Annotated in this window: 16 protein-coding genes; 7 read left to right on the top strand and 9 right to left on the bottom strand. The window is 55.2% G+C overall.

Annotated features, from left to right (window positions below; genetic code table 11):
• Positions 1 to 228 precede the first annotated feature (228 nt).
• Both U2W12_RS17590 and U2W12_RS17585 read left to right on the top strand, forming a co-directional pair.
• The gene (locus tag U2W12_RS17590) at positions 229 to 1,629 is read left to right on the top strand and encodes an OFA family MFS transporter (protein WP_326501996.1); all 1,401 of its coding nucleotides are present in this window, start codon (positions 229 to 231) and stop codon (positions 1,627 to 1,629) included.
• A 30-nt stretch (positions 1,630 to 1,659) separates the two neighbouring features.
• Positions 1,660 to 1,788 (top strand): hypothetical protein, encoded by a 129-nt coding sequence (locus U2W12_RS17585; protein ID WP_326501995.1) that lies wholly within the window; start codon positions 1,660 to 1,662, stop codon positions 1,786 to 1,788.
• A gap of 84 nt (positions 1,789 to 1,872) precedes the next feature.
• Here the strand turns inward: U2W12_RS17585 and U2W12_RS17580 are convergent, their stop codons facing one another.
• The 4 genes from U2W12_RS17580 to U2W12_RS17565 all read right to left on the bottom strand — a co-directional run bounded on the left by U2W12_RS17580 (position 1,873) and on the right by U2W12_RS17565 (position 5,568).
• Entirely contained in the window at positions 1,873 to 2,376 is a 504-nt protein-coding gene (locus U2W12_RS17580; RefSeq protein WP_326501994.1) for a cytochrome P460 family protein, read from the bottom strand.
• A gap of 91 nt (positions 2,377 to 2,467) precedes the next feature.
• Entirely contained in the window at positions 2,468 to 4,072 is a 1,605-nt protein-coding gene (locus U2W12_RS17575; protein ID WP_326501993.1) for a dipeptide ABC transporter ATP-binding protein, read from the bottom strand.
• The gene (locus U2W12_RS17570; protein ID WP_326501992.1) at positions 4,065 to 4,226 is read right to left on the bottom strand and encodes a hypothetical protein; all 162 of its coding nucleotides are present in this window, start codon (positions 4,224 to 4,226) and stop codon (positions 4,065 to 4,067) included. Before U2W12_RS17570 ends, U2W12_RS17575 begins: the two co-directional genes overlap by 8 nt.
• On the bottom strand, positions 4,216 to 5,568 hold the full coding sequence (locus U2W12_RS17565) for an ABC transporter permease (protein WP_326501991.1): 1,353 nt from the start codon (positions 5,566 to 5,568) through the stop codon (positions 4,216 to 4,218). The genes U2W12_RS17570 and U2W12_RS17565 overlap by 11 nt, the downstream gene beginning before the upstream one ends.
• Positions 5,569 to 5,814: 246 nt before the next feature.
• Between U2W12_RS17565 and U2W12_RS17560 the strand changes: the two genes are divergently transcribed.
• On the top strand, positions 5,815 to 7,044 hold the full coding sequence (locus tag U2W12_RS17560; RefSeq protein ID WP_326501990.1) for a pyrophosphate--fructose-6-phosphate 1-phosphotransferase: 1,230 nt from the start codon (positions 5,815 to 5,817) through the stop codon (positions 7,042 to 7,044).
• Positions 7,045 to 7,185: 141 nt separating this feature from the next.
• On the opposite strand, the gene trmL is transcribed toward U2W12_RS17560, so the two are convergent.
• Both trmL and U2W12_RS17550 read right to left on the bottom strand, forming a co-directional pair.
• Complete coding sequence (gene trmL / locus U2W12_RS17555) at positions 7,186 to 7,656, bottom strand: tRNA (uridine(34)/cytosine(34)/5-carboxymethylaminomethyluridine(34)-2'-O)-methyltransferase TrmL (protein ID WP_326501989.1); 471 nt, start codon at positions 7,654 to 7,656, stop codon at positions 7,186 to 7,188.
• A gap of 9 nt (positions 7,657 to 7,665) precedes the next feature.
• Complete coding sequence (locus U2W12_RS17550) at positions 7,666 to 10,167, bottom strand: glycogen/starch/alpha-glucan phosphorylase (RefSeq protein ID WP_326501988.1); 2,502 nt, start codon at positions 10,165 to 10,167, stop codon at positions 7,666 to 7,668.
• A 433-nt stretch (positions 10,168 to 10,600) separates the two neighbouring features.
• On the opposite strand from U2W12_RS17550, the gene U2W12_RS17545 reads away from it, so the two are divergent.
• The 4 genes from U2W12_RS17545 (at position 10,601) to U2W12_RS17530 (ending at position 15,103) form a co-directional block, all read left to right on the top strand.
• Positions 10,601 to 12,340 carry an acetolactate synthase 3 large subunit gene (locus U2W12_RS17545; RefSeq protein ID WP_326502053.1) on the top strand — a complete coding sequence of 580 codons (1,740 nt, stop codon included), beginning with the start codon at positions 10,601 to 10,603 and terminating at the stop codon, positions 12,338 to 12,340.
• The gene (gene ilvN, locus U2W12_RS17540) at positions 12,340 to 12,834 is read left to right on the top strand and encodes an acetolactate synthase small subunit (protein WP_326501987.1); all 495 of its coding nucleotides are present in this window, start codon (positions 12,340 to 12,342) and stop codon (positions 12,832 to 12,834) included. The genes U2W12_RS17545 and ilvN overlap by 1 nt, the downstream gene beginning before the upstream one ends.
• A gap of 51 nt (positions 12,835 to 12,885) precedes the next feature.
• A complete protein-coding gene (gene ilvC / locus U2W12_RS17535; protein WP_326501986.1) occupies positions 12,886 to 13,902 on the top strand; it encodes a ketol-acid reductoisomerase in 1,017 nt (338 codons plus the stop codon).
• A gap of 292 nt (positions 13,903 to 14,194) precedes the next feature.
• Positions 14,195 to 15,103 (top strand): TIGR01777 family oxidoreductase, encoded by a 909-nt coding sequence (locus U2W12_RS17530; protein WP_326501985.1) that lies wholly within the window; start codon positions 14,195 to 14,197, stop codon positions 15,101 to 15,103.
• Positions 15,104 to 15,146: 43 nt separating this feature from the next.
• On the opposite strand, the gene U2W12_RS17525 is transcribed toward U2W12_RS17530, so the two are convergent.
• Genes U2W12_RS17525 through U2W12_RS17515 form a run of 3 tightly spaced genes read right to left on the bottom strand, consistent with a single transcriptional unit; the run spans position 15,147 to position 17,367 of the window.
• A complete protein-coding gene (locus U2W12_RS17525; protein ID WP_326501984.1) occupies positions 15,147 to 16,280 on the bottom strand; it encodes a methyltransferase in 1,134 nt (377 codons plus the stop codon).
• Between the two features lie 13 nt (positions 16,281 to 16,293).
• Positions 16,294 to 16,860, bottom strand: a complete 567-nt coding sequence (yeiP, locus tag U2W12_RS17520) for an elongation factor P-like protein YeiP (protein ID WP_326501983.1) — start codon at positions 16,858 to 16,860, stop codon at positions 16,294 to 16,296.
• 54 nt (positions 16,861 to 16,914) lie between these two features.
• Positions 16,915 to 17,367, bottom strand: a complete 453-nt coding sequence (locus tag U2W12_RS17515; RefSeq protein ID WP_326501982.1) for a universal stress protein — start codon at positions 17,365 to 17,367, stop codon at positions 16,915 to 16,917.
• Positions 17,368 to 17,514 lie beyond the last annotated feature (147 nt).

Raw genomic sequence — 17,514 nt, 5'->3', positions numbered from 1 at the left:
GTATATGACAGAATTATGACAGCATCGGCGTTTTGCTCGCAAGATGCTGCTTAGCGGTATTCGGCGAGGCGCAGCCACGATACCCACCACAGTAGATTACGCCCTCGCCTCGGAGTAAAATAGCACTTTACTTGGTTTTTAAGACTGCCGCGCCCACCGATGCGAAACGGCGCCACCACCCGCGCACCGCACACCCAAGTCTATTCCATCACATAAGAGCTCAACCCCATGCCCGGTTTTTTCTCCAAGCAACGCATTACCGCCTCCCGAGGTTATAACCGCTGGATGGTGCCGCCCGCCGCTTTGTCGGTGCATCTCTGCATCGGCCAGGCTTATGCATTCAGCGTGTTCAACGACCCGTTGAGCAAGGTGATCGGCATCACCGAATCCACCCCCGACGACTGGAAACTGACCACGCTGGGCTGGACTTTCAGTCTCGCGATCGTGTTTCTGGGCTTGTCGGCAGCATTCGGCGGCAAATGGCTCGAAAAAGTCGGCCCCCGCTTGACGATGGCGGTCGCGGCCTGCTGTTTCGGCGGCGGTTTCTGGATTGCAGCGCTCGGCGTGTATCTGCATCAAATCTGGCTGATCTATGTCGGCTACGGCGTGATCGGCGGTATCGGCCTGGGTCTCGGCTATGTCTCGCCGGTTTCTACGCTGATCAAATGGTTTCCGGACCGGCGCGGCATGGCGACCGGCATGGCAATCATGGGTTTCGGCGGCGGCGCGATGATCGGTGCGCCACTGGCGGTTTTGCTGATGGATCATTTCAAATCGGCGACCTCGGTCGGCGTGCTCGAAACCTTCATGGTGATGGGCAGCGTGTATTTCATGTCGATGCTGATCGGTGCGCTGACGATACGGATCCCGCCGAACGACTGGAAACCCGAAGGCTGGACGCCGCCGGCCGTCGAAAACAAGATGATCACAAAGGATCATGTGCATATCGACCGGGCTCTGCTGACGCCGCAGTTTTATCTGCTTTGGCTGGTGTTATGTTTGAATGTGACCGCCGGCATCGGCGTTCTGGGTCAGGCGTCGGTGATGATTCAGGAAATGTTCAAGGGTGCGGTCACGCCGGCCGCGGCCGCCGGCTTCGTCGGTTTGCTCAGTCTGTTCAACATGGGAGGCCGCTTTTTTTGGTCGTCGGCCTCGGATTTTCTGGGCCGCAAGAACACCTACATCATCTTCTTCGCGCTCGGCGCGGTGCTTTATGCGGCCGTGCCGACGTTGGGCAAACTTGGCAATATCGGCCCGTTCATCCTGTTGTATGCGATCATCATGAGCATGTACGGCGGCGGTTTCTCGACGATTCCGGCCTATTTGGCCGACATCTTCGGCACTCGCTATGTCGGCGGCATCCATGGCCGCCTATTGACCGCCTGGTCTATAGCAGGCGTCGCGGGCCCGGTACTGGTCAACTATATCCGCGAGTTTCAGATCGAACAGGGCGTCGCGAAGGCGGATGCCTATAATGTGACGATGTATATCATGGCGTGCATCCTGGCAGTCGGCTTCATCTGCAACATCCTGATCCGGCCGGTGCATGAGAAACACCACATGCGCCATGACGAATTCGATGAACTCGACGGCATTTTTCCACACAGCGCGGCGTCCGACGCACACTAAATTAATCTCGCTTATTCAAAGAGACGGATGATGAAAAATTCCGACAAACCGAAATCCACTCCACTGGCACTGGTGATGCTGTTTTGGCTGTATGTCGCCGCACCGTTGACCTGGGGCATCTGGTCCACATTGAAAAAGGCGATGGCGCTGTTTAATTGACTTTTGTAAGGTAGGCACTGCCTACCTTACAAAATCAACAAGGTGCCCAATACCCTCTGGGGCATAAATGCGCACCCTTCTCCGTTACGGCAGCGGCACCGGATGCGTAAACACCGAATCGTTGCCTTTGACTTGGTCATGGCAGGCCAGGCACTCCTGTACAAATGACGCATCAGTACCATAAGGCTTCTGCTCCATCCCGAGCCAGCGCGCAAACCCCCATCCGCCGGTCTTTGCAAATTTCGCGGAATCCTTGATCATGAATTCGGCATGCACGAATTCACCGGGCACGGTCGCCGCCGCCCATTTCGGATGAATTTGATCCTTCCAGGCCAGCTTACCGAGAATGCTGCCTTCAGGCCAAGGGTTGGTGTTGCCGGCTCTTGCCGCATTGACCGCCGTGTCGTTGCCGACAATCACCCGCAATGACTCTTTGTCCTGCCGGTGCGACACACCGATCACCCGCCAATTTTTGTAATAGGCGGGCAATTCGATGCCGTTCGGCGCCGGCGCGGGCTTCTCGGCGGCCAAGACGGCGCCGGCGGCAAGCAAGACGCCGCCAAAAGTTAAAGTGCTGATCAATTTCATTGGTTTCTCCTCTAATATTATTGGCAATCGGGATTTTCGATGTGCTAATCCGGTTCTATTGACAGATTGTCGCCCCCCAAAGTTTTGTACCTTAAGCGCTCGCTAGCACGGGCGCCGCCGCCAGCAGTTTACGGGTATAATCGTGGCGCGGATCGGTCAGAACCTGCTTTACATCGCCATGCTCAACGATCCTGCCTTGGTACATCACCGCGACCTCATCGGCGATTTCGGCAACGATCGCCAGATCGTGCGTGATGAACAGATAACTGACATTGCTTTCGCGCTGTAAAGTTTTCAACAGATCGATGATCTGCGCCTGCACCGAAACATCGAGCGCGCTGGTCGGTTCGTCGCAGACGATCAGCTTCGGGTTCACCGCCAGGGCCCGCGCGATGCAGATGCGTTGGCGCTGGCCGCCCGAGAATTCATGCGGATAGCGCAGCGCCGCATCGGCCGGAAGGCCCACCTGTTCGAGCAGCTGGCTGACCTTTTCCTTCCGGGCGTCGCTGCCGATGTCCGGATGCAGGGCGCGAAGGCCTTCCGCGACGATGTCGCCGACCAGCATGCGCGGATTCATCGACGAAAACGGGTCCTGAAACACGATCTGCATGTCCGCGCGCTTCTGCCGCAGCGCCTCCCCACTCAATTGCACCAGCTCGAAGCCGTCGAGCTTGACCTGCCCGGCGCCGCCCGGAATCAGATTCAACAACGCCTTGCCGAGCGTGGTCTTGCCGCAACCGGACTCGCCGACCAAGGCTAACGTTTTGCCGCGCGGAATCGTAAAACTGACGCCGTCAACCGCGCGCACATGATCGACAACGCGTTTGAACAAGCCTTTGCGTATCGGATAGTAACAGCGGAAGTCGACGACTTGCAGCAACGGCGGCGCTTCCCGCGCCTGATGCGCAAGACAGCTCTGCATCGACGGCAAGGCCTGCAACAGCTTTTGCGTGTAGGGATGTTTCGGCTGGTGAAAAAAATCCGGCAGCGCCCCGGTCTCGACGATCTTGCCCCGCTGCATCACCGCGACCCGGTCCGCCATCGTCGAAACCAGCGCCAGATCGTGGCTGATCAACCACAGAGCCATACCGGTGTGCTGTTGAATGCTTTTGAGTAGCGCCAGGATTTGCGCCTGGATCGTCACGTCCAATGATGTGGTCGGCTCGTCCGCGATCAACAAATCCGGCTTGCCCGCCAGCGCGATCGCGATCATCACGCGCTGTCTTTGTCCGCCCGAGAGTTGGTGCGGATAATCGTTGACCCGCTGCTCCGGATGCGGTATCTCGACCTGCTGCAGCAATTCCAGCACGCGCGCCCGCACGGCGGCCTTGGGCAGCGAAAAATGGCTTTCGATCACTTCCGCGACCTGGCTGCCTATCGTCATGACCGGATTCAGCGACGACATCGGGTCCTGAAAGATCAGCCCGATGCGGCGGCCGCGAACCTTGCACAATTCGAGTTCCGAATGTTCGAGCAGATTGTCGCCGTTCAGGGTGACCGCTTCGGCTTCGATGCTGGCGTTATCCGGCAGCAAGCGCAGCACCGACAACGCGGTCATCGACTTGCCGGAGCCCGATTCGCCGACCAGCGCGAAGGTTTCGCCAGGATAGATCGTGAAGCTGATGCAGTCGACGACCTTTTGATGGCGATTGAAGGCGACGCTAAGGTTTTGAACAAACAATAGCGGATTAATCATGCCAGTTTTGATATTTTTCTTTTCCATAGCCAACTTTATCAGCATTGTGTGCGCTTTCTGAAGTGAGCATGATACCCTGGACATCTGAATTGGATAATGCGGCGTTTTCATCGTCTTGCTCGTCGCTCTTGATGTTGAGCTTATTAGACGCCATCGCTACGACTCCTCCGCGGATCAAAAGCATCCTGCACCACATCCGCAAACAGATTGGCCGCCAGAACCAGGATGAACATGAACACAAAGGCGGCGGTCAACGACCACCAGACGACCGGTTCGCGGGCCATTTCCAGACGCGCTCCGTTGATCATGTTGCCCCAGCTGTAGGTCGTCGGATCGACGCCGATGTTGATGTAGGACAACACCGCCTCGGCCAAGACCAAGGCGCTGAAATCGAGCACGACCGAGATCAAGACAATGTGCATCACGTTCGGCAGTATGTGCCGCGCCAGAATCGCGCCCTGCTTGACGCCCAAAGCCCTGGCCGCCTGCACATATTCCATCTCGCGCAGCTTCAGCGTTTCGGCGCGCAATAGCCGGCAAAGACCGGTCCAACTGGTCACGCCGAGAATCATGCACAGAAACAGCAAGCGCATGTCGGCGCGTAAGACCACACTGGTGAAGGCTTCCTCGTGAGTCGCCATGTACACTTGTACCATCAGGATCGAGGCCGCAATCAGCAAGACGCTGGGGATGGAGTTTAACGTGGTGTAGAGGTACTGAATCAGATCGTCGATCCAACCCTGAAAAAAACCTGCCAGGATACCGAACAAAATCGCCATCGGCAGCATGATCAGGGTCGTCAACGTGCCGATCACGAGGCCGGTGCGAATGCTTTTGATTGTCTGATAAAATACATCCTCACCGACCTTGTCGGTGCCCAATATGTGATAATAAGCCGACAAATAACACAACGCATAAACGATCGTCACGATCGCAAAACCGACCGCCAGGGCGCTTTTGCCCGGGGCCGAACCTTTCAGGAAACGCTGTTGCTGCGCGGCAAAAATCCCCCAGAGCATGAGCCAAAAAAACGTGCACAGACTCGCACCCTGAAATAGGCCGTACAATCCCTTTTTCAGAATATCGGCCGTAAGCTCTCGCTCGGGATCGCTCAAATGCGCGCCGCCGTATTTCAAGCGCGGATAATCCCAATGCGCGGTACCGTCGTCCAGCGTGACCATTTCCTTACCGTAGCCGAATGCCGCAAACGGTGCCGAATAGGTTTTTTCGCCATGTTGGCGCAAGGGCGCGGCCCAATAATCCAGCACACTGATCACGTCGTTGCCGTCATCGCCGGACGCCTTGAAATGAATCGAATCGATGAGCCCTATCAATACAAAGAACACCAACACGGTCAGCGAGATCATGCCGTTTTTGCTGGCGGTAATTTGCCGAAGAGGCCGTCTGAAATGTTCCTTGCCGCGAACATAGACTCCCATGCTGATCGTCATGACGATCAGCAAAAAAATCAAGGCGTCGGTCCATAAAACGATCATGTAAACAACCTACGGTGTGGTAATGAAAAGCGATGGCTGCCTGCTATTTTCCCATAATTTCAGGCCGCTCGCGGCATTTTGATAAAGCCGGGATATTTTTCGGTTATATGATAAAATCGACAGGATTCATTCCGGCGAACTGCGCCAGACTCAACGAATGGTGCGGCTCCGGATGGGTATGACGACACACAGGCATCGTCTTGCCCGCGCATTTTTATCCATCACATCATTATTATAAGAAAGCACATGAACAAACCTAAAAAAGTTGCAATTTTGACCGCTGGCGGTCTGGCCCCCTGTTTAAATTCAGCGATCGGCAGCCTGATCGAGCGTTACAATGAGATCGATCCGTCGATCGAAATCATCTGCTATCGCAGCGGCTACAAAGGCTTGCTGCTCGGCGATTATTACCAAGTCACCCAAGCGGTGCGCGACAATGCCGGCCTGCTGCAGAAGTTCGGCGGTTCGGTGATCGGCAACAGCCGCGTCAAACTGACCAACGTCAAGGATTGCGTAAAACGAGGTCTGGTTCAGGAAGGCCAGGACCCCCAAAAAGTCGCGACCGACCAACTGGTTAAAGACGGCGTCGATGTATTGCACACGATCGGCGGCGACGACACCAATACCGCCGCGGCCGACCTGGCAGCATTTTTGGCGAAAAACAATTACGGCCTGACCGTGATCGGCCTGCCGAAAACCGTCGATAACGATGTGTTCCCGATCAAACAATCCTTGGGCGCCTGGACCGCCGCCGAACAAGGCGCGCGCTATTTCTTGAACGTGGTCGCGGAAAACAATTCCAACCCACGCATGCTGATCGTGCACGAAGTAATGGGACGTAGCTGCGGCTGGCTGACCGCCGCGACCGCTTTGGAATACCGCAAACTGCTCGACCGCTCCGAATGGCTCCCGGACCTCGGTCTTAGCCGCGACACCTACGAAGTACACGGCATTTTCGTGCCGGAAATGGATGTCGATCTGGCTGCCGAAGCGGCTCGTCTGCGCGCGGTGATGGACAAGGTCGACTGCGTAAACATTTTCGTTTCCGAGGGTGCCGGCGTCGAGGCGATCGTCGCCGAAATGCAATCGAAAGGCCAGGAAGTACCGCGCGATGCGTTCGGCCATATCAAGCTGGATGCTGTGAATCCCGGCAAGTGGTTCGGCGAGCAATTCGCGCAGATGATCGGCGCGGAAAAAACGCTGGTGCAAAAATCCGGCTATTTCGCGCGCGCCGCTGCCGCAAATGCCGAAGACATCCGCCTGATCAAATCCTGCGCCGACCTGGCGGTCGAATGCGCGATGCGCCGCGAACCGGGCGTGATCGGCCATGACGAAGACAACGGCAACGTGCTGCGCGCGATCGAATTCCCGCGCATCAAGGGCGGCAAGCCTTTCGACATCGACGCGCCTTGGTTCGAAAAGGCACTGGGTGAAATCGGTCAGGCTAAAGGCAAGAAAGTCACTACCGCGCATTAAAGCGGACAGGAAAAGGCGAGCACGGGTCCTTTGTGCCCGCCTGATCTGCCGGTCCTTAAATCCGGCCCCAAAAAAGCCGCTCAATCCCTTCGAATTGAGCGGCTTTTTTTATTCCTCGGCCGGGTTAAGACGACATTTCTTCTATTTCAGCGCGGCGCCCAAATACCCCTGCTGCCGCCAAGCTTCATACAACACCACCGCAACCGTATTCGACAAATTCAAACTGCGGCTTTGCGTCCGCATCGGCAGATACAGGGAACGCTCCGCCCCCACCTCGGCCAGCACGCTAGCCGGCAAGCCGCGCGTCTCGGGACCGAACAGCAGCGCATCGCCGGATCGGAATTCGACCTCGCTGAATAGCGCCTTTCCTTTCGTACTCAGCGCGAAAATGCGCTCTGGCCGCACGCTTTCGAAGAACTCGGCCAATGCCGGATAGACCTTCACATCGGCCCATTCATGATAATCGAGTCCTGCACGGCGTAGTTTCTTGTCTTCCAGCTCAAACCCCAAAGGCTCGATCAAATGCAGCTTTGCGCCGGTATTGGCGCAAAGCCGAATGATGTTGCCGGTATTCGCGGGAATTTCCGGCTCATACATCACGATATGAAACATCGGGCTCGGTCAGTCCTTTGCAGAAACCGGCGTCAGTTTCCAGATCTCATTGTTATAGTCGGCAATCGTTCTGTCGGTCGAGAATTTGCCGCTGGCGGCACAGTTCAGAATACTCATTCGTGTCCAGTGCTCCTTGTCCTGATAAGCTTTATCGACGCGGCGCTGCGCATCGATGAAGCTGCGAAAATCGGCAATTGTCATCCACGGATCGTGTGGGCTTTTCAGCGACGCGATGATAGGGTCGAAAATTTCAGGTTCGAAAGAATTGAAATATTTCAACTCGAGCAGATTCATCACCCGTTTCAGATCTTCGTCGGATTCGATGATTGCGACCGGATCGTAGTTGTGTCGCCGCGCCTCGACTTCTTGCTCGGTCAGACCAAACAGAAAGAAATTTTCGTCGCCGACTTCTTCGCGAATTTCGATATTCGCACCGTCGAGAGTACCGATCGTCAATGAGCCGTTCATCATGAACTTCATGTTGCCGGTGCCGGAAGCTTCCTTGCCGGCGGTTGAAATTTGTTCGGACAAATCGGTGCCCGGACAGATCTTTTCCATCGCCGACACCCGATAATTGGGCAAAAACACCAGTTTCAGCTTATCGCCGACTGCAGGATCGTTGTTGATGACATCGGCCACATTGTTGACCAGCTTGATGATCCGCTTTGCCATGAAATAGCCCGGCGCCGCCTTGCCGCCGATCAGCACGCAGCGATTGGTCCAATTGGCGGTGTCGCCGCGCTTGATCCGGTCGTACAGATGAATCACATGCAGTACGTTCAACAGTTGGCGCTTGTACTCGTGAATCCGCTTGACCTGCACGTCGAACAACGCGTCCAGGTTGATATCGATGTCATGCTCTACTTTCTTGAAATCGACCAGGCGCTTCTTTGCATTCAGACGCACTTGCTGCCAACGCTTCTGGAACTTCTTGTCGTCGGCGAATTTTTCGAGCTTCTTGAGCTGCGTCAGATCGGTCAGCCAACCGTCGCCGATGGTTTCGGTGATCAGCTCGGCCAGCTCCGGATTGCAAGATGCCAGCCAGCGGCGCGGCGTAACGCCGTTCGTCTTGTTGTTGAATTTCTCGGGCCAGAGCTCGTAAAAATCACGGAACAGGCCTTGTTGCAGCAGCTTAGAATGCAACTCCGCAACACCATTCACCGAAAAACTGCCGACGATCGCAAGATAAGCCATGCGCACATGCTGCTCGTGGCCTTCCTCGATCAGCGACATGCGCGCCAGACGGTCGACGTCGCCGGGCCAGCGAGCCGATACTTCGGTGAGGAAATCCGCGTTGATTTGGAATATGATTTCGAGCAAACGCGGCAGCAAACTCCTGAACAATGAAACCGACCATCTTTCCAGCGCTTCCGGCAGCAGCGTATGGTTTGTGTAGGCCATGGTCTCGCGCGTAATCAGCCATGCTTCATACCATTCGAGACCGTGTTCGTCGATCAGCAGCCGCATCAGTTCGGCGACCGCAATACTCGGGTGCGTATCGTTCAATTGAAAGCAATTTTTCGCGGCGAACTCGCTGAAATCGTTGCCGTGGCGGCCGACCCATTTTTCTATCACATCCTGCAAACTGGCAGACGCCAACAAATATTGTTGCTTTAAACGCAAGGCCTTGCCGTTTTCATTCGCATCATTCGGATACAAGACCATCGTGATGTTTTCGGCGGTATTCTTTGCGGCAACCGATTCGGCATAATCGCCGGCATTGAATTCGTCGAGATTGAACTCTTCCGTCGCGGTCGCTTTCCATAAACGCAAGGTATTGACCGTACCATTCTGATAACCGGGGATCGGCGTGTCGAACGGTACTGCCAGTACATCATGCGTATCGACCCATGTCACCCGTTTCTTGCCGAATTCATCGATATGTACCTCGGTGCGGCCGCCGAATTTGATCCTTTGCTTGTATTCGAGGCGTTCGATTTCCCAGACATTGCCGTTGCGCAGCCAATGGTCAGGCTTTTCGACCTGCTCGCCGCTGACGATCAACTGCGTGAACATGCCGTATTCATAACGCAGTCCATAACCGGTGACTGGCAGTTGCAGCGTTGCGCAACTGTCGATGAAGCAGGCCGCCAAACGACCGAGGCCGCCATTGCCGAGTCCCGCGTCGGGTTCGTTCTCGACCAGTTCCTCCATTTCCAGGCCTAACTCGTATAAAGCGCTTTTGGCCGTATCGTTCACACCCAGATTGAGCATCGCATTGCTCAGCGTGCGTCCCATAAGAAATTCCATCGACAGATAGTAGGCGCTCTTGCTATCGGCCTGCTTATAGGCGTTATAGGTTTTTTTCCACCGCTCGACCAAACGGTCGCTGATCGCCAATGAAAACGCTTCGTAGGCATAATGCAACGAACAGCAGTTTTCATCACGGCCCAACCGATGTCCGTAATAACGCTTGAAATCGTCCTTTAGCCCATTTGTGTCCATCCCCAAGTCAGGCAGTTTCGTAATGTCGTTTTTTGGTTGACTCTTTTTGAATTGTCTCTTAGGCATTGGTCAATTTGCGGTAAGTTATAAAAAGATGACGGCTATTTTAGGCGTTTTGAATAAAAGTTTCAGCTAAGTTTTCGGATTTTCGCCGATCTTCGGTAAATTTTCACCAACAGGGCCATTTTGGGGCGAAAAACGTCAATCCGAAACGCATACTTTGCCAAGATGCAACTTGATCCGCATCAAAGCCGTTGCTTTGGAAAAATTATGCAACTAGCGTGCCGCAAGATTAGGAATCAACAGCCGATGCGATCCGTTTAAGATTGGACATTACAATTTTGTCGATAACCGGGTAGAATACTAGAGATATTGCCGGGAGAATGACATATAATTTGCGGTTCTTCGATGCGTTTTTAACGAATCGGGATTGACCATGCGGCAAAACACAAAGCCGGACCGCCGGTTTGAGAACATTTCAGGTGAACGAGGTATTGGGGTGGAGTTAAGCGGCGCACAAATATTGGTGCAGAGTCTTAAAGACGAAGGCGTTGAATATATTTTCGGCTATCCTGGCGGCGCGGTGCTGCATTTGTATGACGCACTGTTCCAGCAGCAGGACATCAAGCACATTCTGGTGCGGCACGAGCAGGGCGCGACCCATGCGGCCGACGGTTATGCGCGCGCGACCGGTAATCCCGGCGTCGTGCTGGTCACCTCCGGTCCCGGTGCGACCAATGCGATCACCGGTATCGCTACCGCCTATATGGACTCCATTCCGCTGGTCGTGATTTCAGGGCAAGTCTCGATGCCGGTGATCGGCAGCGACGCATTCCAGGAAGTCGACATGGTCGGCATCAGCCGCCCCTGCGTGAAGCATAATTTCCTGGTCAAGGATGTCAACAAGATCGCCGAAACGGTCAAGAAGGCGTTTTATATCGCAACCACAGGCCGCCCCGGCCCCGTCGTGGTCGATATTCCGAAGGATATTACCGATCCCAGAATCAAGGTGCCGTATCACTACCCGAAAAAGGTATCGATCCGCTCCTACAATCCGACTGTGGTCGGCCATAAAGGCCAGATCAAGAAAGCGGTCGATTTGCTCTTAACCGCCGAACGCCCGGTCATTTATTCCGGCGGCGGCGTCGTGCTTGGTGAGGCAAGCCACGAGCTGACCGAATTCACTCGCCTGCTCGGCTATCCGATTACGAATACCTTGATGGGCCTCGGCGCCTATCCGGCCACCGACAAGCAATTCATCGGCATGCTCGGCATGCACGGCACCTACGAAGCGAACATGGCGATGCACGAAAGCGATTTGATCATCGCTATCGGCGCGCGTTTCGACGACCGGGTGACCGGCAAGCTGGACAGGTTTTGTCCGCACGCGAAGATCATCCATATCGACGTCGATCCCGCCTCGATTTCGAAGACCGTCAAGGTCGATATTCCAATCGTCGGCGAAGTGAAGCCGGTGCTGGAGCAAATGATCGAGTTGATCAAGGAACACAAAAAGAAGCCGGGCAAAAAGGCACTGGAGGCGTGGTGGGAGCAAATCGGCCGATGGCAATCGCTGAAATGTCTGGAATACGACCGTAATAGTCCATTGATCAAGCCGCAATATGTCATCGAACAACTTTACGAAGTCACGAAGGGCGACGCATATGTTACCTCCGATGTCGGCCAGCACCAAATGTGGGCTGCGCAATATTACCGTTTCGACAAGCCGCGCCGCTGGATCAACTCCGGCGGACTCGGCACGATGGGCTTCGGCATGCCGGCCGCGATCGGCGTCAAGCTCGGTTTTCCTGACGCCGATGTCGCCTGCGTAACCGGCGAAGCCAGCATCCAGATGTGCATTCAGGAATTATCGACCGCGTTGCAATACAACACGCCGATCAAGATTATCAACCTAAACAACCGCTACATGGGCATGGTGCGGCAGTGGCAGGAATTTACCTACGAAAGCCGCTATTCGCATTCGTACATGGACACGATTCCGGACTTCGTCAAACTCGCGGAAGCCTACGGCCATGTCGGCATGTACATCGACAAGCCGGAAGACGTCCGACCGGCGCTTGAAAAGGCATTTGCAATGAAAGATCGCACCGTCTTTTTGGACATCATCACCGACCGCACCGAAAACGTGTATCCGATGATCGAAGCAGGCAAAGCCCATAATGACATGAAACTCAGGGTTGCCGCCGGCTCCGCAACAGACGACAGGGAATTGGCCTAATGAGACACATCATCTCCATTTTGATGGAAAACGAATCCGGCGCGTTGTCGCGCGTCGCGGGCCTGTTTTCGGCGCGCGGCTATAATATCGAATCCTTGACCGTCGCGCCGACCGAAGATCCGACGCTGTCGCGAATGACGATCGTGACGCGCGGCAGCGACGACATCATCGAACAAATCACCAAGCAGTTGAACAAACTGATCGACGTAGTCAAATTACTCGATCTGTCCGATGTCGGCGCGCATATCGAACGCGAACTGATGCTGATCAAGATCAGCACCACCGAACAGAACCGGCTCGAAATCAGAAGCATTGCAGATATTTTCCGCGGCAAGATCATCGACGTGACGGCAAGCACTTATGTCGTCGAAATGACCGGCCCGTCCGAAAAGCTCGATGCCTTCGTCGCCGCGATCGCGCCGGAATCGATCATCGAAGTCGTGCGTTCCGGCCCGACCGGCATTTCGCGCGGCGAAGCCGGACTGCACTTATAAGCCGGACACACAGTTTCATTTTCTAAATTAAAAGCAACAACAGGTACAACAATGCAAGTTTATTACGACAAAGATGCGGATCTTTCGATCATCAAATCCAAAAAAGTCGCGATCATCGGCTACGGTTCCCAAGGCCATGCGCATGCGAACAATTTAAAAGACTCAGGCGTCGATGTGGTAGTGGGTTTGCGGCCGAATTCAGCCTCAGTCGCGAAGGCGCAAGGCTCCGGCCTGACCGTCAAGGACGTTGCCCAAGCCGTTGCCGGCGCCGATGTGGTGATGATTTTGACGCCTGACGAGTTTCAAGCGCAGTTGTATAAAACCGAAATCGAGCCGAATATCAAACAAGGCGCGACTCTGGCATTTGCGCACGGTTTTTCGATCCTGTTCAACCAGGTCGTGCCGCGCGCCGACCTCGACGTGGTGATGATCGCCCCAAAAGCGCCCGGCCACACGGTCCGCTCCGAATTCGTCCGCGGCGGCGGCGTACCCGATCTGATCGCGGTACACAAAAACGTTTCCGGCAGCGCGAAGGACTTGTGCCTGTCTTACGCTTCCGCGATCGGCGGCGGCCGTTCCGGTATCATCGAAACCACCTTCCGCGATGAAGCCGAAACCGATTTGTTCGGCGAACAGGCGGTACTCTGCGGCGGTGCGGTCGAATTGATCAAGGCCGGTTTCGAAACCTTGGTCGAAGCCGGTTATGCTCCGGAAATGGCTTATTTCGAATGTTTGCACGAACTGAAACTGATCGTCGATCTGATGTACGAAGGCGGCATCGCTAACATGAACTATTCGATCTCAAACAACGCAGAATACGGCGAATACGTAACCGGCCCACGCGTGATCAACGACGAAAGCCGCCGTGCGATGAAAGAAGCGCTCAATAACATCAGAAACGGCGAATACGCGAAACGCTTCATTCTGGAAGGCGCGACCAACTATCCGGAGATGACCGCGCGCCGCCGCCTGAACGCCGAACACCCGATCGAAGTCGTCGGCGAAAAGCTGCGCGCGATGATGCCTTGGATCAAGGCGAACAAAATCGTCGACAAAGCCAAAAACTGATCCGTTGAATTCGGTTCCGAAAAAAGCCCGTCCCTTGACGGGCTTTTTTTTGCTTTAAAAAATCAGCACTTTTCCATGTAGAGCCCTTCCCTGCCCCACAAGCGAATCACCGAATTTGAACTTTACCTCGAGTCCTGAATTTACCCGCCGATCTTATGGTCAAATTAGGTAAAAGGGTAAGATACCGGCATCGAAATTTTTCGCTTGCTGCCATACCCCCTTCTCATTGATGTCCAGCGGATATCGAGAACGGCGGACAAATCAAGATCCATGTGATCAGGAGTGTAATACCATGAAAATTCTAGTCACCGGCGGCACCGGCTTTATCGGCAAGGCCTTGGTCAAAACCCTGATTGGAAGGGGTCATCAAGTGGCCGTATTGAGCCGGACGCCGAAAAGCGTGGAGCAACAGTGCGGGCCGGAAGCGATAGCGCTCGGCCATTTGAGTTTGCTCGCGCCGGAGATGCCGATCGATGTGATCATCAATTTAGCCGGCGCGCCAATCTTCGACGTGCGCTGGACCGAGGCGCGCAAACAGTTGATCAGAGCCAGCCGGATCGGTTTGACCGAACAACTGAACGATTGCATCGAGCGAATGGCCGACAAACCGAAGTTGCTGATCAGCGGTTCCGCGATCGGCTATTATGGCGATCAGGGCGATGCCGAGTTGACCGAGGAGTCGCCCGTCCGCCCCGACTTTTCGCAGCAGCTGTGCGCCGATTGGGAAGCAGCGGCCACTCGCGCTTCTACATTCGGGGTTCGTGTCTGCTTGATTCGCACCGGTCTGGTGATTGCCGAAGGCGGCGGATTATTGCAGCGGATGCTGCTGCCTTTCCGTCTCGGATTCGGCGGGCGGCTGGGCAATGGCAGGCAATGGATGTCGTGGATTCATCGGCAGGACTGGATCAATATTGTATTGACAATGATCGCGGATGAGTCGATGCAGGGCGCGTACAATGCAACCGCGCCGAATCCGGTCACGAATCAGGAATTTACCTGCACATTGGCGCGCCACCTGCACCGTCCGGCGCTGTTTCCGGCACCTGCTTTCGCATTGAAACTGTTGCTCGGCGAGATGTCCGAACTGGTATTAGGCAGCCAGCGAGTATTGCCGACACGCTTGTTGAAGCACGGTTTCAAGTTTCAATATCCGGATTTGGACGGAGCGCTACGAGCGGCATTGGCGGCAAAAGTGGGATAGGAGGCGCCTCAAACCACCGAGGATATAAAAGCTGCAAGTGGTTCTAGCGCTTTTTACGGGTTCTAAATATCACGAACTTCGGGTTTGCCGCGACAACACGATGTCCGCCAAACAGCCGGTCCAACTCGACATGATAATGAAGATGCCGGTTGCCGATCACCCAGAGTTCGCCATTTTGGCGTAGCACGCGCTTGGCATCCCTGAATAGGCTAACCGCAATCTGGTCGCCTTGCAGATATTGTTGATGAAAAGGCGGATTACACAGGATCAAATCGGCCGATTCGGCTTCGAATGCCTTCAAACCATCGCCAACTTGAAAGCTTGCCTTACGTTCCGTGCCGAAGGCGGCTTCGAAATTTTCCTGTGCCGAGGCGACCGCCATGTACGATTCATCGACAAAATGCACCATCGCTTCCGGATTGCGCTGAGCCGCGATCAGACCGACCACGCCGTTGCCGCAACCTAGATCGACGATCCCGGATGGACCCAGTCCGGAAGGAAGGTGTTCGAGGAAAAACCTTGTGCCGATGTCCAGGCTGTCTCGCGAAAACACATTTGCATGATTGCTGATCCAGAAATCGGTATGCTCCAGCCGATAACGCACCGGATACGGATTCGGCGGCGGGTTTTCGAACGGTATTTCCTTCGCGAAGATCAGCTTGGCTTTTTTGCGCGCCAGGGACGTCGTGGTCGGACCAAGCAGACGCTCGACCGTCTGCCAAACCGAGGCCGGCAGCGTCTTGACCATGCCGGCCAGGACGATTTGGGCATCCGGCTGTAAATGGCCGCGCAGGCTGATCAGCTGGTGCTCCAAGAGGCCGAGCGTCTTCGGAACCTTGATCAGCACCAGATCGTAAGCCTCCGGCAGCGTTTCAAAGCTGTGCAGCAGCCTGACCGCATCCTGGGCCTTGCCGTTTCGCTCCAGATTGATTTGGGTCGCCTGCCGTGACAGGAAGGAGTCCGACAACGCAGCGGGGCGGCGGTCGCTCAAGGCGACCGCGAGCGTCCCGAAGCTGTCGTTCATGATCAAAACCCGGCTATCGGGCTGCGGCAGCCCCTGCTCGGCAAGATGAGCCAACAGATACTCGTCCGCCGCATCGAAAGGCTGCAATAGTTCATTGCTGCGCAGCGGCAGACGGATCAGCTCGAAAACGCCCTGGGGGGCTGTAAACTGCATGAGGGTTCCAGGCTCAAGCGCGCGACATGAATTTTCCGGTTTCGGTATTCACCTTGATCGATTCGCCGGTTTCGATGTATTCGGGCACCTGCACTTCAAGACCGGTATGCAGTTTCGCGGTCTTGGTCCGGCTCGACGCGGTCGCTCCCTTGATCGCGGGCGGCGTCTCGATGATCGTAAACACGACCGATGACGGCAATTCAATGCCGATCAGTTCGTCATCGACCAATAGCGCCACGATGCCTTCCAGACCGTCGGTCAGATATTCGACCTTGCCTTCCAGATCGTCGCTGTTCAGGCTGTATTGGCTGTAGTCTTCCTGATTCATGAAGATGAAATTGTCGCCGTCCTGATAAGAAAACTGCACCTTCGCGCGCACGCAATCGGCGTCCTTGAAAAAATCGTCCCCTTTCAGCGTTTCGTCGAGCTTTTGCCCGGTCTTCAGGTTGTTGAAGCGGACCTTGTACAGGGTCGAAGCGCCGCGCGACGACGGGTTTCTGACATCCACCTGTTTGACCACATGCGGGGCGCCGTTGATCTCGACGACCATGCCTTTTTTTAATTCACTGGCCTTCGCCACGTTTATTCTCCTTTGTCATTGCTTGCCGGAAACGGCGGGTGTTAAAAATTTGGGTCAGATTTCGACGGCGTCAGGTATCCGAATCGCGAGCAAATCGCAGAGCGTATGGTGCAGCACGCCGTTCGCGGTCGAGCCCAATAGCAAGGCCAGGCCGTGCCGGCCGTGCGATCCGACCACGATCAGATCGGCCGCGATCGCTTCGGCGAGGCGCACGATTTCGTCTTGCGGCACGCCCCAAATCAGCCATAGATCGGATTGATCGACGCCGAGTTCCGCACCCAAGGCGATCAGCTTGCCGCGTTCGGCTTCCAGGAGATCATACTCGGACGGCGTGTCGACCGGAATGAGGGTGCCGTAAGCGGTGTCCGGCATCGGAATGTCGTCGAGCACGCGCAGGAGGCTCATTTTAGCGCCAAAGACGCGGGCCAGGGACTTCGCGCGAGCGGCGATCGTGTCGCCGGTTTCCGAAAAATCCGCGGTCAAAAGAATGTGGCGATAGGCCGTCATGGTGGCGTCATTTGATCAATATGAGGGATCGGCTATTTTAGCAAATTAATACCCGGAATTGGGCAACCGAACTTTTACAAAAGTTTAACCATGCTCGTTAGAATTTTTGCGAGGATCAAAGTAATATACCGAATACAAGATCACTCC

This window comes from Methylomicrobium sp. Wu6 (assembly GCF_035916875.1).
Lineage (GTDB): Bacteria > Pseudomonadota > Gammaproteobacteria > Methylococcales > Methylomonadaceae > Methylomicrobium.
Note: the sequence above shows the minus strand (reverse complement) of the source record. Positions and strands in the feature narration are given on the sequence as shown.